Below are 14,733 nucleotides of genomic sequence, written 5' to 3' on the forward strand. Positions count from 1 at the left end.
TCTCCGGCGCCGTTCCTCGACGCCGTGACCACTCTCGCGAGCCACCGCTGAAGCCAGCCTGAAGCGCGGGACCGTGCGCGAGCGCCTCGGATCCTCCCGAGGTGCCGCGGGTCGTCCGCCGCCTCCACCGGATCCGCGTGCGAGCGGCAGACGCCGCCACCCGGGTCGGCGCAGCCGCGACCGGTCCGAGCTCAGCGCTCCCGGGGCACCCGCACCGCCACGCGCGCCCCGCCCAGCGGCGCGTCCTCGATCGTCACGGTCCCGCCGTGCGCCCCCGCGATCTCCGCCACGATCGCGAGCCCCAGACCGGATCCCCCGGCGTCCCGCGCGCGCCCCTCGTCGAGCCGCACGAACCGCCCGAGCACCCGCGAGCGCTCGGCCGCGGGGATCCCCGGGCCGTCGTCGTCCACCACGATCAGGGCCCCGTCGCCGTCGACCCGCGTCGCGGAGCGATCCGCTCCGAGCGGTGCCGCACCGCGTTGTCGACCAGGTTCCGCAGCGCCCGTGAGAGCAGGACCTCGTCGGCGACGACCTGCACGGGCGAGACGCCGCTCGCGTCCACCTCGACGCCGGAGTCGCGCAGCCGCCGCACCTCGCGCAGCGCCAGGTCGTCGAGGTCGACCGGCGCGCCGGCGATCGCGAGCCGCGCCTCGTCGGCGCGGGCGAGCAGCAGCAGTCCCTCGATCAGCCCGCCCATCCGCACCGACTCCTCGGCGACGGTCGTGGCGAGCCGGGCGGAGTCGAGGCGGTCGGGATGCGCGAGCGCCACCTCCGCGGTCTGCCGCAGTGCCGCGACGGGGGAGCGCAGCTCGTGCGAGGCGTCCGAGACGAAGCGGCGCTGCCGCTCCTGCGCGCTCTCCGAGACGCTCGAGCATGCGGTTGAGGGTGCGCGCGAGCCGATCGATCTCGTCGCCCGAGCCGGGCTCCGCGACCCGGCGGTCGAGCTCTGCGGCGGTGACCGCCTCGGCCTCGGCGCGCATCCGGTCGACGGGGCGCAGCGCCCGCCCGACGACCACCCAGCAGAGGGCCGCGACGAAGGCGACGAGCAGCGGGACCGCCACGGCGAGCAGCGCGATCGTGGTCGCGACCGCCTCCGCCCGGCCCTCGTCCGGCACGCCGACCACCACCAGCGACCGGTCGTCGAGCTCCTGCGCGGCGACGACCAGCGGATCCTCGTCGTCGACGGCCACGGTGACCGGGTCCTCGCCCTCCTCGGTCGCCAGCGCCGGCAGGTCCTCCGCGTCCTCGCTCACCGCGACCACGCGGCCGTCGACGATGAGCTGCACCACGCCCTCCGACGCGCGGACCGCCTCCGCTCCGGCGCTCTCGACGAGGGAGACCGCGCGCTCGGCCTCCGTCTCGGCCGCGGTCGAGGCGCTCGCCGCGAGGACCCAGGAGAGCACCAGGGTGAACACGACGCCGCCCAGCACGCCCGCGAGCGCGACCACGGCGGCGGCCGCGAGCGTGATCCGGGTGCGCACGCGTCTCACGGCGCGACCAGCGAGTAGCCGGCGCCGCGCTGCGTCCGGATGGTCTCGACTCCGAACGGCCGGTCGATCTTGTTGCGGAGCGTCCGGACGTAGACCTCGACGATGTTGGGGTCGCCGTCGAAGTCGAAGTCCCACACGGCGCCGAGGATGTCCCGCTTGGAGACCACGTCGCCGGCGCGCGAGACGAGGTACTCGAGCACGCTGAACTCCCGCGTGGTCAGCGGGATCGGCACGCCGCCCCGCTCCACGCGCCGCGAGGCCGGGTCGAGCACCAGATCGCCCACCACCCGGACGACGGGCCGCTCGGCCGCGCCCCGGCGGATGAGCGCCCGCAGCCGGGCGACGAGCACGGGGAACGAGAAGGGCTTGGTGAGGTAGTCGTCGGCGCCGGTGTCCAGCGCCTCGACCTGGTCCAGGTCGCCGTCCTTGGCGGTCAGCATCAGGACGGGCGTCCAGTCCTCGGCGGCGCGCAGGCGCTCGCAGACCCGGAACCCGCTGACGTCGGGGAGCATCAGATCGAGCACGATCGCCGCGTACTCCGCCTCCTGCGCGAGCCAGAGGGCGTCCGTGCCGGTGGTGGCCGTGTCGACCGCGAAGCCCTCGGCCTCGAGGCCCGTCTCGAGAGCGCGCAGCAGGTTGATCTCGTCGTCGACGACCAGGATGCGGATGGCGTCCTCCGAGCACGTCCCGCGACGCAGCGCGGCTCGGGCCAGGCTACGGCCGCCGCGCTGAAGCCCGGCTGAAGCGCGATCGGAGAGGCCGCGACACCTCCCGTTCCCCTCGGTGCTGTAGAAGTGTCCGGTGACTCCGCCCGCCTCCCTCGCCCGCCGCCTCGGAACCGGTGACGCCGTCGTCATCGGGCTCGGCTCGATGATCGGAGCCGGCGTCTTCGCCGCCTTCGCCCCGGCCGCCGCGGCCGCCGGACCGTGGCTGCTGGCGGGCCTCGCCCTCGCGGCGCTCGTGGCCTTCGCGAACGCGTCCTCGTCGGCGCAGCTCGCCGCGCAGTACCCGCGCTCGGGCGGCACCTACGTCTACGGCCGCGAGCGCCTGGGCGAGTGGCCGGGGTTCCTCGCCGGCTGGGGGTTCGTCATCGGCAAGACCGCCAGCTGCGCGGCGATGGCGCTGACCTTCGCGGCCTACGCGGCTCCGACCGGCTGGGAGCGCCCCGTCGCGGTGCTGGTCGTCGCCGCGCTCGTCGGCGTCAACGCGCTCGGCGTGACCCGCACCGCCCTCGCCACCCGGATCATCGTCACGATCGTCCTGGCGGTGCTCGCGCTCGTGGTCGTCGCCGCCCTCGCCTCCCCGCCCTCGACGGCGCCCGTGCCCGCTGGAGCCGGCACGATCGGCCCGCTCGGAGTGCTGCAGTCGGCGGGCCTGCTCTTCTTCGCCTTCGCCGGCTACGCGCGCCTGGCCACCATGGGGGAGGAGGTGCGCGACCCGGCGCGGACGATCCCGCGCGCGATCCTCGGCGCTCTCGCCCTCGCCGTCGTGGTCTACGCCGTCGTCGGCGCCGCGCTGCTGCTGGCGCTCGGGCCGGAGCGCCTCGCGAGCTCGACCGAGCCCCTCGCCGAGGCCGCCGCGGTCTGGCCGTGGACCGGACCGGTCGTCCGCATCGGCGCCGCCGCCGCATCCCTCGGAGCCCTGCTCGCCCTGATCGCCGGCATCGGCCGGACGAGCCTGGCCATGGCCCGCGAGGGAGACCTGCCCCGGATGCTCGCGCACGTGGACCCGGTGCGGCAGGTGCCCCGCCGGGCCGAGATCGTGCTCGGCGCCGTGGTGATCGTGCTCGTCCTCGTCGCCGATCTGCGCTCGGCGATCGGCTTCTCGTCCTTCGGCGTGCTGCTCTACTACCTGGTCGCCAACGTCTCGGCGCTCACGCAGGAGCGCGGATTCCGTCTCTACCCCCGCGTCGTCGCGATCGGAGGGGCGCTCGGCTGCGTCCTGCTCGTCGCGACCCTGCCGCTGCCGTCGATCCTGGCGGGCGCGGCCGTCTTCGCGGTCGGAGCGGCGTATCGGCTGGTCCGGCTCGGGATCGCCGGGCGGGCCCGCGCGGCCGGGGAGTGACTCCCGGCCGCCGCGCGCTCACTCGTCGCGGTCGGTGTACTCGCCCTCGGCGTCGGAGTCGGGCCCCGCAGTGTCGGAGTCGACGTAGCTGCCCTCGTCGGTCGACGTCTCCTCGTGCACCGAGGTGTCCACGTAGCTGCCGCGGTCGTCGGTGGCGGTGTGCGAGACGCCGTCGGTCGAGGTGTACTCGCCGTCGGGGGTCTCGGTCGTGTTCGCGGACTCGGCCGCGTGGCGGCCCCGTCGCGCCTCGGTGGCGGTGCCGGGGGTCTCGTCGTCGTGTGCCATGGCGGTTCCTCGCTTCGTCGCGTCCGAGGCGCACCGAACGGCCGCCTCGAGTCGAGGGAACTCCATCCCGCCGCGCGGTGCAAGGCGTTGCGCCTGCACATCCGTGCCGGTGCGCGCCGACCGTTCCCGGCCGCACGACGACTCCGCCGTCCGGCGCAACTCCTATCCGCTCCCGGATCGCGCGCCTAGCGTGACGGGCATGAGCATCCCCACCCGCACCCGCTGGAGCGTCATCGGCCAGCTCGGCCCGCTGTTCGACGACGGCGGCCCGATGCTGCTCGTCGAGGCGCGGTCGGCCTTCGGGCGCCGGCCGATGCACCGTGCGAAGGCGCAGCTCTGGCTCTCGGCGCTGCGGCACCGCGCCCGCGAGCTCGGCGACCGCGTCGAGTACGTGCGCGCCGGGACGTTCGCCGAGGCGCTCGAGGGCCGCGACGACCTCGAGGTGATCGATCCGCCCACCCGCGGCGGCCGCCGCCTGGCCCGGCGCCTGGGCATGAGCGTGCTCCCCAGCCGCGGCTTCGTGACCGAGGAGGAGGACTTCCGGGAGTGGGCGCTCGCGCGGGCCGGCTCCCGGCTCCTGCTCGAGGACTTCTACCGCTGGAGCCGCAAGCGCACCGGCGTGCTGATGCGCGGCGACCAGCCGGAGGGCGGCACGTGGAACTACGACCACGACAACCGCCAGCCGCCGCCCAAAGGCGCGGCGAGGCTGGGACTGCCGGATCCGTGGTGGCCGGTGGAGGACGACATCGACGAGGAGGTCCGCGCCGACCTCGCCCGCTGGGAGCGCGAGGGCGCCGTGCACCTCGTCGGCGAGGACGGCCCGCGGCGCTTCGCCGCGACGCCCGCCGAGGCGCAGGAGGCGCTCGCCGACTTCGCGTCGTCGCGCCTGCAGGACTTCGGGCCGTACGAGGACGCCATGCTCTCGGGCGACTGGACGATGGCGCACTCGCTCCTGAGCGCCCCGATGAACCTGGGCCTCCTGGACCCCCGCGAGGTGATCGACACCGTCGTCGCCGAGCACGCCGCCGAGGGCGCGCCGCTCGCGGGCGTCGAGGGCTTCGTCCGGCAGATCATGGGCTGGCGCGACTACGTCTGGCACCTCTACTGGCACCTGGGCCCGGAGTACCGCACGCGCAGCAGGGCCCTCGGCGCGTCCGCCCCGCTGCCCGCCGCGCTGCTCGAGCTCGATCCGTCGGGCATCGAGGCCAACTGCCTGCACGAGACGCTGGACGACGTCCGGCGCCACGGCTGGGCGCACCACATCCAGCGCCTGATGGTGCTGGGCAACTGGGGCCTCCAGCGCGGCTGGGATCCGGCGGAGCTGAACGACTGGTTCGTCGACGTCTTCGTCGACGGCACCGAGTGGGTCATGCCGGCGAACGTGATCGGCATGTCGCAGCACGCCGACGGCGGAGTGGTGGCCACCAAGCCCTACGCCTCGGGCGGCGCCTACATCAACCGCATGTCGGACTACTGCGGCGGCTGCCGGTTCGACCCGAAGGTGCGGCTCGGCGAGAACGCCTGCCCGGTGACGGCCGGCTACTGGGCGTTCCTCGACCGCGTCGAGCCGGTGCTGCGCACGAACCACCGCATGGCGCAGCCGCTGGCCGGGCTCCGCCGGCTCTCGGACCGCGCGGCCGTCGTCGATCAGGAGCGCCTGCGCGAGTCGTACTGACTCTCATCCCCGGAGGAACACCGACACCGTCACCGCGACGGTCACCTCCGTGGGCCCCTCGAGCCCCGCCAGTGCCGCGTCGAGCACCGCCGCGTCCACGTGGTGGGCGCTCGGGCCCATCAGCACCTCGGCGCGCAGCTCGGACGGCGACATCGGCACCGCGTAGTCGAGCTCGCGGCGCTCGGCGAGCGCGAACCCGGCGAGCTGCTCGTCGAGCCGCTCGGCCTTGCCCGCGTCGATCCCGAGCATCCCGAAGACCGGGCGGATCTCGCGCAGGTGCCGCTCGCGCGGAGTGACGACGACGGCGGTCCCTCCCTGCCGCAGCACACGGAGCATCTCGGGGGCGTTGCGCGGGGCGAAGACGGTGAGCAGCGCATCGGCGCAGCCGTCGACCAGGGGGAGGGGCTGCCAGAGGTCCGCGGTCGCGATCGCGGCGCGGGGGTGCGCCCGAGCGGCGCGGCGGGCGGCCGGCGCCGAGAGGTCGAGTCCGAGTCCGCTCGCCTCCGGATGCGCGTCGAGGACCGCCGCGAGGTACGCGCCCGTCCCGCAGCCGAGGTCGACGACGAGCCGCCCACCGCCCGGCACCGCCGCCGCGACGGCGTCCTGGATCCCCCGGTAGTGCCCGGAGGCGAGCAGCTCCTCCCGCGCCTGCACCATCGCGGCGGTGTCGCCGGACGTCGCGTGCTTCCCGCGCAGGAGTGAGACGTAGCCCTGCCGGGCGATGTCCGCGCTGTGCCCGTTCGCGCAGCGCAGGAGCGAGGGCCGGGGCAGCGCGTCGGGCGCGAGTCCCGCCCCGCACACCGGGCACGCGAGCGCGGGCAGCACCGCCGATCCGGGCGCCGCGGCCGGATCGAGGGGGTGGGCGCTCACGCCGCGGTCCGCTCGCGCAGAGCGGCCGACCGGTCCCGCATCGCCGTGACGCCGGAGTTGACGGTCGCGATCACCGGCACCGCGAAGAGCGCGCCGGCCAGCCCCGCCACCTCGAGCCCGGTGGCCACACCGAGCACGACGGCGAGCGGATGCACCTTCACCGCCGAGCCGAGGATCAGCGGCTGCAGCACGTGCCCCTCGAGGAGGTGCACCACGATCACCACCCCGACCATCACGAGCGCCGCCACCGGCCCGATGAACAGCAGCGCGACCAGCGCCGCGAGCGCTCCGGTCACGATCGCGCCGAGGAACGGCACGAACGAGCCCAGGAACACGGTCACCATGATCGGCACGACGAGGGGGAGCTGCAGGGCGAGCGCCCCGATGCCGATGCCGGTCGCATTGATCGCGGCGACGGCGAGCTGCGCGCGCACGAACTGGGTGAGAGCCTCGAAGCCGGCCGCGGCGCCCGTGAGCAGCGGGGCCCGGGCGGGGAGCGGCAGCAGGCGCAGGGCCCACGACCAGATCCGCCGCCCGTCCAGCAGCAGGAAGATCAGCGAGAAGAGGGTGAGCAGGGTGCCGGCGAAGACCTCGGCGACCTGCGAGCCGACGGCGAGGGCTCCGGAGGCGAGCGTCGCGGCCTGCGCATCGGCCCAGGTGATCCCGCTCTGCGCCCAGTCGCTCAGCTGCACCTGCGTGAATCCGAGCTCCCGCACCCACTCCTCGACGTCGTCCACCGCGTCGAGGGTGCGCTGACCGATGCCGCCGAAGCCGGCGCGGGCCTGCACGACGACGAGGGAGATCAGGCCGGCGAGCGCCAGCAGCAGCGTGAGGATCGAGACGAGCACGGCGAGCCCGCGCGGCAGGCGCAGGCTCTCGAGCCGGTCGCGCAGAGGGGTCAGCAGCGCGGTCAGCAGCAGCGCGACGAGCACCGGCACGACGACGACCGGCACCAGCGAGACCAGCTTCACGACGAGCCAGAGGACCGCGGCGACCGCGAGCACCCGCCAGGACCAGGCGGCGGCGATGCGCAGGCCCGGGGTGACGTCGTCGGCGTCGGAGCGATCGGGTGCGGCGTCGACGGCCGGAGCGGTCGCCGGCGAGCCGAGACTCCGCTCGTTCCTCCGGCGTCCTCGCATGACCCCTCCCCGTTCCCTCGCAGTGTACGGCGGGGCGCGCGGGCGGGGCAGGGAGGGAGCCGAGGGCGCCGCGGCGACGGGCTGATTCGACGGATCCGGTTGCAGAAACCTGTGATCACTGACTGAATGGAAGCATCATGCCCCGATCGACGACCGTTTTCGAACGTGATGCCCCGTCCTCCTCCGCGATCGACGCCTCCCTCTCCGGCTCCCGTCACGGCGTCTACTGGCTCGAGGACGCTCCGGCGCCCCGTCCGCGCCTGACCGGCGCGAGCCGCGCCGACCTCGTGATCGTCGGCGGCGGTTACACCGGCCTCTGGAGCGCGCTGCGGGCGAAGGAGCGCGAGCCCGACCGCCGCGTCGTCCTGCTCGAGGCGCGCTCGATCGGCTGGGCCGCCTCCGGCCGCAACGGCGGCTTCGTCGAGTCGAGCCTCACCCACGGACGCGAGAACGGCCTGGCCCGCTGGCCCGAGGAGGCCGAGGAGCTCGAGCGTCTGGGCGTCGAGAACCTCGACGGGATGCAGGAGACGATCCGGAGCCGCGGCGTGGACTGCGACTTCGAGCGCACCGGCTCGCTCTCGGTCGCGACCGAGGAGTACCAGGTCGCCGGGCTGGCCGAGGCCGACGGGGTCGCGGGTGCGCGCTTCCTCGATGCCGCCGGCATCCGCTCCCTCGTCGACTCGCCCACCTACCTCGCGGGACTGGTGGTCCCCGCCGAGCAGTGCGCGCTCGTGCACCCGGGGAAGCTCGTGCACGAGCTCGCCCGGGTGGCCGAGGAGCTCGGCGTCGAGATCCACGAGGACAGCCGCGTCCTGGGCCTCGAGCGGACCTCGGCGGGCGTGCGCGTGCGCACCGCGGAGGGATCCGTCGACGCGGCCCGCGCGATCCTCGGCACCAGCGCCTTCCCCTCCCTCCTCGCGCGCACGCGCCTGATGACGGTGCCGGTCTACGACCACGTCCTGATGACCGAGCCGCTCGACGCCGCGGCGCTCGACGCGATCGGCTGGCGGGGGCGCGAGGGCGTCAGCGATGTGGCGAACCAGTTCCACTACTACCGCCGCACCGCCGACGACCGGATCCTGTGGGGCGGCTACGACGCGGTCTACCACCCGGGAGGGCGCATCCGCTCGCGCTACGAGGACCGCCCCGAGACCTACCGCGCCCTCGCCTCGCACTTCCTCACGACGTTCCCGCAGCTCGAGGGGGTCCGCTTCAGCCACCGCTGGGGCGGGGTCATCGACACCAGCACGCGGTTCGCGGCGTTCTACGGCACGGCACTGGGCGGCCGGGTCGCCTACGCGGCGGGCTACACGGGGCTCGGAGTCGGCACGACGGCCTTCGCGGCGGACGTGCTGCTCGACCTCCTGACAGGGCGGCCGACCGCCCGGACCGAGCTCGAGATGGTGCGCTCGAGGCCGCTGCCCTTCCCGCCCGAGCCGTTCGCCACGGTGGGGATCCAGGCGACCCGCTGGTCGCTCGACCGCGCCGACCACGACGGAGGGCGCCGCAACGTGCTCCTGCGCTCGCTCGACGCGCTCGGCCTCGGCTTCGACTCCTGAGGGCCGGCCCGCGGATCCGTCGTTCCGCGACAGCACCGCGCCTGGCGCACCGCGTCGGGTAGCGTCCCGTGCGGAGCACCGGCGGCGGTGCACGAGGAGGACGGATGCTCGCGGTGCTGCTCGCGCTGGCCGGCTGGTGCGCCGGTACCGTCCTCGTCGTCAGCGGAGCGCTCAAGCTCGGCCGGACCGAGCGGTTCCGCGACTCGCTCCGGGCCCTCGGACTGCCCGCCCTCCTCTCGCGCTCCCCGCTGTTCGCTCGCACGGTCCCGGTCGCCGAGATCGCCCTGGGCCTGGCCGTCGTGCTGCTCCCCGCGCCGCTGCACCGCGCCGCCCTCGCCGCCGCACTCGTCCTCTACGGCGCGTTCCTCGTCGTGGCGATCCGCGCCGCTCGGGCGCCGGAGCCCGTCGAGTGCGAGTGCTTCGGCGGCCTGGGCGAGTCGCGGATGAGCGGGCGCACCGTCGCACGCAACTCCGCTCTCGCCGCCCTCGCCCTCGCGGGCCTCCTCGGTCCCCTCGCGCCCGGCACCGTGCCGGTGGTCGGCATCCCGGCCGTTGTCTCGGCGGCGCTGGCCGTCGCGCTCGTCCTGGTGCGCGACCGGCGCGCGGCCGCCTCCGTCCCGATCGACGCCTCCTCCCGGCTCGCGCTCCTCACCGCCTCGGGGGAGCGGATCCCGCTCGCCGAGTTCGCGTCACCGCCCACCCATCTCGTCGTCTTCTCGCCCTCCTGCATCTCCTGCCACGAGCTGGTCGAGCGCTTCCGCTGGTGGCCCAACGGGCTGCGCGAGGGCGAGGAGCTCGTGCCCGTCTTCCTGGGCCGTCCCGAGGACTTCGCCGCCCACGAGGTGTTCGCCCCGCTCGTCGAGCATGCGCTGTACGACCCCGACCGCTCGGTGGCGGCGGCCCTCGGGCGCGGCGCCACTCCGGGGCACGTGCTCCTCGATGCCGAGAACCCCCTCGGCTCGGGCTGGACCTCCGGCTGGTTCGAGATCGAGCGGAGCGTGCTGAGCGCGGAGTTCTTCACCGGCGTGCACCAGGGCCGCATCGTGCCGGACCCCGAGGTGCTCGAGCGCGAGGCCTCCGAGCGCGCCGCGCAGCAGGGCGATCCGGCCGCGCTCTGAACCGCGGCGGCGACGGCGCACCACGGCCTCGACGACGCCGATCCCGCCGACTGCGTCCTGGTCGCCGGTTCCCGGGCCGGTCGTCGAGGGGCTCGGCCTGCCGACGGCCGTCCGACACCCCCGCACCTCCGCCGCCTCCGGGCAACCCGTACCTCCCCGAAACATGAGCGCCGTACGGTGGGCGCATGCGCGCAGAACTCACACTCGGCGCGGAGGAAGAGCTCCACCTGATCGACCTCGAGACGAAGCAGCTCTCCGCGCACGCACCCCAGGTGCTGGCGCGCCTGCCGAAGGACAACTTCTCGGCGGAGCTGCAGCGGACCACGGTCGAGACGAACACGCCGGTCGTCGACTCGCTCGACGGACTGCGCGAGCAGCTCCTCTCCCTCCGCAGGGCCGTCATCGACGCCGCCGCCCCCGACGGCATAGGCATCGCCGCCGTCGGAACGGCCCCCCGGTCCGAGCACACGGACTTCGAGCTCACGAGCACCGGCCGCTACGGCCGCATGCAGGAGCAGTACCGGATGCTCGTGGACGAGCAGCTGATCTGCGGCACGCAGATCCACGTCGGCGTCTCGGACCGCGAGCTCGCCGTGCAGATCGCGCAGCGCATCGGCCGCGACCTGCCCGTGCTGCTGTCGGCCAGCGCGAGCAGTCCGTACTGGAACGGCCAGGACACCGGCTACGCCAGCATCCGCACGATCATCTGGCAGCGCTGGCCGAGCGCGGGGGCCACCGGCCCGCTCGCCTCCGCCGCCGAGTACGACCGCCTCCTCGACGACCTGATCGCGACCGGCGTGATCGCCGACTCGAAGATGGCCTACTTCGACGTGCGCCCCTCCTCCCACGCGCCGACCCTCGAGCTGCGGGTCTGCGACGCCATGCCGCTCGTCGACGACGCGGTCCTGATCGCGGGTCTCTTCCGCGGACTCGTCCGCTCCGCCGAGCTCGACATCGAAGCGGGCCGGCCGTTCCGCTCGACCCCTCCGCCGATCCAGCGGGCCGCGACCTGGCAGGCCGCGCGCGGAGGGCTCGCCGGCCAGCTCCTGGACCACACCGAGCACCCGCGCCCCGTTCCCGCCGCGGAGGCGCTGCGCAGCCTGATCGCGCGGCTCCAGCCCGCGCTCGACGAGCTCGGCGACCTCGAGCAGGTGCGCGCGCTCGCCGAGGCGCTGATCGCCCGCGGCAACTCGGCCGACCGCCAGCGCGCGGTCTTCGCCGAGCACGGCACGCTCGAGTCGGTCGTCGACTCCGTCGTCGCCGAGACCCACGGGCCCTCCAGCGGTCCCACCCTCCCCGCGCCGAGCCTGCGCACCTACCGCGTCCGCGCGGGCGACGAGGCCGTGGCGACCGGCGGGCGTCCGCGCACCGCCTACCAGCCGATCCTCGAGCACTTCCGCGGTCTCGGGCCGGAGCGGCTCGTCGAGCTGCACGGGGCGCGCGATCAGCGCGTGCTCGACGCGGGCATCACCTTCCGCCTCGGCGACGAGGACCGGCCCTTCCCCGTCGACCTCGTCCCGCGCGTGCTGCAGGCGCACGAGTGGAGCGAGCTGGCCGCCGGCCTGGAGCAGCGCGCCCGCGCCCTCGAGTGCTTCCTGCAGGACGTCTACGGCGAGGGCCGCGCCGTCCGCGACGGCGTCGTGCGCCGACCCGCGGGCACTGCGGGCTGGCGGGAGGAGGCGACCCGGCTGCCGCGCGGCGCGGTGCGCGGACCGGTCATGGGCTTCGACCTGGTGCGCAACGAGTTCGGCGGCTGGCGCGTGCTGGAGGACAACCTCCGCAACCCCAGCGGACTGGCCTACGCGATGGGCATCCGCTCCCTGCTGGACGACCTCGTGCCCGATCTGCCCCGCCCCGCCGGACTCGTCGATCCCGCCGGCGCGCTCGACGACCTGCGCCGCACCCTCGCGGCCGGATCCCGGCGCTCCGACGGCCGCGACAGCGTCCTCGCTCTGCTCTCGAGCGGCCCCGGGAGCGCGGCGTGGTTCGAGCACCGGCGCCTCGCCGAGGGTGCCGGCATGCTCCTGCTGGAGCTCGGCGATCTGGACGTGGTGGACGGCCGCGTCGTCGCCTCCGGCACGCAGGTCGACGTGCTCTACCTGCGCCTGGACGACGAGCTCGCCGACCTCGCCCTGGGCGGCCGGCCGCTCGGCCGCGAGATCGTCGGCGTCGCGGCCGAGGGCGGGGTGTTCCTCGCGAACGCGCCCGGCAACGGCATCGCCGACGACAAGGCGCTGTACTGCGCGGTCCCCGAGCTCATCGGCTACTACCTCGACGAGCGCCCCCTGCTCGAGTCGGTCCCGACCTACCGGCCCGAGGACGAGGCCGAGCGCCGCATCGTCCTCGAGCGCGTCGGCGAGCTGGTCACCAAGCCGGTCGACGGCTACGGCGGTCGCGGCGTGATGATCGGCCCCTCCGCTCCCGCGGCCCGCGTCGCGGAGCGCCGAGCGGCGATCGCCGCGGATCCCCGCGGCTGGGTCGCGCAGGAGGTCGTGCGGCTCTCGTCGCTGCCGTCCTTCTCGGGCACCGAGCTGCAGCCCCGCCACGTCGACCTGCGCGCGTTCGTCTTCGTCACGGGCACCGGAGCCGCCGACGTGCGTCTCGCGGACCTGGCCCTGACCCGCGTCGCGGCCGAGGGCAGCATGATCGTCAACTCGTCCCGCGGCGGCGGCGCGAAGGACACCTGGATCGTGAGGGCCTCGACATGTGCGGACTCGCGGGCGAGATCCGGCTCGACGGCCGCCGGGCCGAGGTGGCCGCGGTCGACCGGATGAGCGGATGCCTGACCCATCGCGGTCCGGACGGCGACGGCGTCTGGGCGCGCGGCCCGGTCGCCCTCGCGCACCGACGGCTGTCGATCATCGACCTGTCGGTCGCCGGCTCCCAGCCGATGGTCGACGCGGCGCTCGGGCTCTCGATCGTCTTCAACGGCTGCATCTACAACCACCGGCAGCTGCGTGCCGAGCTGGAGGCGAAGGGGCACCGCTTCTTCTCCCACTCCGACACGGAGGTGATCGGGAAGGCCTACGCGCAGTGGGGCGAGGACTGCGTCGACCGGTTCCTCGGCATGTTCGCCTTCGTGATCGTCGAGCACGAGTCGGGGCGCGTCGTGATGGCCCGCGACAGGCTCGGCATCAAGCCGCTCTACCTCGACGAGACGCGGGAGCGGATCCGCTTCGCCTCCACGGTGCAGGCGCTGCTCGCGGGTGGCGTCGCCGACACCTCGATCGACCGCACCGCCCTGATGCTCTACCTGAGCTTCCACTCGGTCGTGCCGGCTCCGCGCACGATCCTCGCCGGAGTGACGAAGCTGCCCCCCGCGACCGTCCGCGTGATCGAGCCCGACGGCACGAGCCGCGAGCGCGTCTACTGGGAGCCCGTCTTCACCCGCGATCCCGAGCGCGCCGACTGGTCGGAGCGCGACTGGCAGGAGGCGCTGATCGCCTCGTTCCGCACGGCGGTCGAGCGGCGGATGGTCGCCGACGTGCCCGTGGGGGTGCTCCTCTCGGGCGGCATCGACTCGAGCCTCGTGGTCGCCCTCCTGGCCGAGGCGGGGCAGTCCGGACTGCAGACCTTCTCCATCGGCTTCGACTCCTCGGGCGGCGAGTCCGGCGATGAGTTCGAGTACTCGACGCTCGTCGCCCAGCGCTTCGGCACCGATCACCACCGCATCCGGATCGACTCGTCGAGGCTCCTGCCCGGCATCGACGGAGCCGTCCGCGCGATGAGCGAGCCGATGGTGTCGCACGACGCGGTCGCGTTCTACCTGCTCAGCCAGGACGTGGCGCAGCACGTGAAGGTGGTGCAGTCCGGCCAGGGCGCCGACGAGGTGCTCGGCGGCTACGACTGGTATCCGCCGCTCGCCGGCGTTCCGCGCGCCGAGGCGGCCGAGGCCTACGCCTCGGTGTTCTTCGATCGCCGCTTCCCCGAGTTGCAGGCGCTGCTGCGGCCGGAGTGGCGGGGCGAGGACGCGGCGACCGCCTTCGTCGCCGAGCGGTTCGGCCGCCCCGGTGCCGACACCTCCGTCGACGCCGCGCTGCGCAACGACACCACGGTCATGCTGGTCGACGACCCCGTGAAGCGCGTCGACAACATGACGATGGCCTCGGGACTCGAGGCCCGCGTGCCGTTCCTCGATCACGAGTTCGTCGAGCTGGTCGGGCGGATCCCTCCGGAGCTCAAGCTCGCCGACGGCGGCAAGGGCGTGCTCAAGCGCGCCGTCCGCGGCATCGTCCCGGACGAGGTGATCGACCGCCGGAAGGGCTACTTCCCGGTGCCCGCGATCCGGCAGCTCGAGGGCCCGTACCTCGAGCGCGTCCGCGCCGCCCTCACCGATCCGTCGGCCCGCGCGCGGGGGATCTTCGACCCGGCCGTCGTCGAGGCGCGCCTGGCCGCGCCGAACGAGACCCGCACTCGGCTGGGCTCGAACGAGCTCTGGCAGCTCGCCCTCCTCGAGATGTGGCTGCAGGAGCACGGCGTCGGCTGACCCGCGCGCCGTCGACGCAGTGTTCGCGCGGCGTTCGCCCCTCGCGG

General features: G+C 74.6%; 12 protein-coding genes and 1 pseudogene. 6 read left to right on the plus strand and 7 right to left on the minus strand.

Going from position 1 to position 14,733, the window contains the following annotated elements:
* Positions 1-191 precede the first annotated feature (191 nt).
* From AC0CID_RS16865 to AC0CID_RS16880, 4 genes and pseudogenes are all read right to left on the minus strand, one after another.
* On the minus strand, positions 192-413 hold the full coding sequence (locus AC0CID_RS16865; RefSeq protein ID WP_465228125.1) for an ATP-binding protein: 222 nt from the start codon (positions 411-413) through the stop codon (positions 192-194).
* Positions 414-415: 2 nt separating this feature from the next.
* A complete protein-coding gene (locus tag AC0CID_RS16870; protein WP_465228126.1) occupies positions 416-901 on the minus strand; it encodes a histidine kinase dimerization/phospho-acceptor domain-containing protein in 486 nt (161 codons plus the stop codon).
* A gap of 16 nt (positions 902-917) precedes the next feature.
* A pseudogene (locus tag AC0CID_RS16875) lies at positions 918-980 on the minus strand (hypothetical protein); the annotation flags it as partial.
* A 506-nt stretch (positions 981-1,486) separates the two neighbouring features.
* Positions 1,487-2,158, minus strand: a complete 672-nt coding sequence (locus AC0CID_RS16880; RefSeq protein ID WP_465228127.1) for a response regulator transcription factor — start codon at positions 2,156-2,158, stop codon at positions 1,487-1,489.
* Positions 2,159-2,291: 133 nt separating this feature from the next.
* Between AC0CID_RS16880 and AC0CID_RS16885 the strand changes: the two genes are divergently transcribed.
* On the plus strand, positions 2,292-3,554 hold the full coding sequence (locus AC0CID_RS16885; RefSeq protein WP_465227732.1) for an APC family permease: 1,263 nt from the start codon (positions 2,292-2,294) through the stop codon (positions 3,552-3,554).
* 18 nt (positions 3,555-3,572) lie between these two features.
* On the opposite strand, the gene AC0CID_RS16890 is transcribed toward AC0CID_RS16885, so the two are convergent.
* Positions 3,573-3,839 (minus strand): hypothetical protein, encoded by a 267-nt coding sequence (locus AC0CID_RS16890; protein WP_207403117.1) that lies wholly within the window; start codon positions 3,837-3,839, stop codon positions 3,573-3,575.
* A gap of 199 nt (positions 3,840-4,038) precedes the next feature.
* Here AC0CID_RS16890 and AC0CID_RS16895 point away from each other — a divergent pair, with 199 nt between their 5' ends.
* Positions 4,039-5,514, plus strand: coding sequence for a cryptochrome/photolyase family protein (locus tag AC0CID_RS16895; protein ID WP_465227733.1), 1,476 nt, complete (start codon positions 4,039-4,041; stop codon positions 5,512-5,514).
* Positions 5,515-5,517: 3 nt separating this feature from the next.
* Here AC0CID_RS16895 and AC0CID_RS16900 read toward each other — a convergent pair whose 3' ends face one another.
* Positions 5,518-6,384 carry a methyltransferase domain-containing protein gene (locus tag AC0CID_RS16900; protein WP_465227734.1) on the minus strand — a complete coding sequence of 289 codons (867 nt, stop codon included), beginning with the start codon at positions 6,382-6,384 and terminating at the stop codon, positions 5,518-5,520.
* Entirely contained in the window at positions 6,381-7,523 is a 1,143-nt protein-coding gene (locus AC0CID_RS16905; RefSeq protein WP_465227735.1) for an AI-2E family transporter, read from the minus strand. The genes AC0CID_RS16900 and AC0CID_RS16905 overlap by 4 nt, the downstream gene beginning before the upstream one ends.
* A gap of 137 nt (positions 7,524-7,660) precedes the next feature.
* Between AC0CID_RS16905 and AC0CID_RS16910 the strand changes: the two genes are divergently transcribed.
* From AC0CID_RS16910 to AC0CID_RS16925, 4 genes are all read left to right on the plus strand, one after another.
* A complete protein-coding gene (locus tag AC0CID_RS16910) occupies positions 7,661-9,082 on the plus strand; it encodes an NAD(P)/FAD-dependent oxidoreductase (protein WP_465227736.1) in 1,422 nt (473 codons plus the stop codon).
* A 104-nt stretch (positions 9,083-9,186) separates the two neighbouring features.
* Positions 9,187-10,200 carry a MauE/DoxX family redox-associated membrane protein gene (locus AC0CID_RS16915; protein WP_465227737.1) on the plus strand — a complete coding sequence of 338 codons (1,014 nt, stop codon included), beginning with the start codon at positions 9,187-9,189 and terminating at the stop codon, positions 10,198-10,200.
* Between the two features lie 185 nt (positions 10,201-10,385).
* Positions 10,386-12,974, plus strand: a complete 2,589-nt coding sequence (locus AC0CID_RS16920) for a glutamate--cysteine ligase (protein ID WP_465227738.1) — start codon at positions 10,386-10,388, stop codon at positions 12,972-12,974.
* Positions 12,905-14,686: an N-acetylglutaminylglutamine amidotransferase gene (locus AC0CID_RS16925; RefSeq protein ID WP_465227739.1), complete on the plus strand. Its 1,782-nt coding sequence runs from the start codon at positions 12,905-12,907 to the stop codon at positions 14,684-14,686. Before AC0CID_RS16920 ends, AC0CID_RS16925 begins: the two co-directional genes overlap by 70 nt.
* Positions 14,687-14,733 lie beyond the last annotated feature (47 nt).

The organism is Rathayibacter sp. AC451 (genome assembly GCF_979253095.1).

Coding starts and splice junctions, on each gene's coding strand:
- AC0CID_RS16925 (WP_465227739.1), top strand. CDS start 12,905: ATGTGCGGACTCGCGGGCGAGATCCGGCTCGACGGCCGCCGGGCCGAG.
- AC0CID_RS16910 (WP_465227736.1), top strand. CDS start 7,661: ATGCCCCGATCGACGACCGTTTTCGAACGTGATGCCCCGTCCTCCTCC.
- AC0CID_RS16920 (WP_465227738.1), top strand. CDS start 10,386: ATGCGCGCAGAACTCACACTCGGCGCGGAGGAAGAGCTCCACCTGATC.
- AC0CID_RS16895 (WP_465227733.1), top strand. CDS start 4,039: ATGAGCATCCCCACCCGCACCCGCTGGAGCGTCATCGGCCAGCTCGGC.
- AC0CID_RS16890 (WP_207403117.1), bottom strand. CDS start 3,839: ATGGCACACGACGACGAGACCCCCGGCACCGCCACCGAGGCGCGACGG.
- AC0CID_RS16915 (WP_465227737.1), top strand. CDS start 9,187: ATGCTCGCGGTGCTGCTCGCGCTGGCCGGCTGGTGCGCCGGTACCGTC.
- AC0CID_RS16905 (WP_465227735.1), bottom strand. CDS start 7,523: ATGCGAGGACGCCGGAGGAACGAGCGGAGTCTCGGCTCGCCGGCGACC.